We start from the raw sequence: 256 nt of genomic DNA, 5'->3' as shown, positions 1-256 counted from the left end.
AGAGCAGAGTTATTTTGCGTCACCCCATCCATCTGACTGACAGCAATACTCACCTGAGAAATCCCCTGCATCTGTTCAGCCGACGACAGCGCAATAGCATCCATGGATTCAGCCAGTTCATCCACTAAATGCACGACTTTGAGAATACTCAAACCCGTATCACTGGCAACAGTGACGCCGCATTCAACCTGTCCGACAGCCTGCTCTATTAACGCTTTAATATCTTTTGCGGCAGTCGCACTACGCTGTGCAAGCG

General features: G+C 49.6%; 1 protein-coding gene. It reads right to left on the bottom strand.

Annotated elements, in window-relative coordinates; translation table 11 throughout:
• On the bottom strand, positions 1 to 256 hold a 256-nt coding region (locus SB765_RS31500; protein ID WP_410932741.1), incomplete at both ends, for a methyl-accepting chemotaxis protein.

The organism is Pseudomonas sp. SIMBA_067 (assembly GCF_046534675.1).
Lineage (GTDB): Bacteria > Pseudomonadota > Gammaproteobacteria > Pseudomonadales > Pseudomonadaceae > Aquipseudomonas > Aquipseudomonas putida.
Note: the sequence above shows the minus strand (reverse complement) of the source record. Positions and strands in the feature narration are given on the sequence as shown.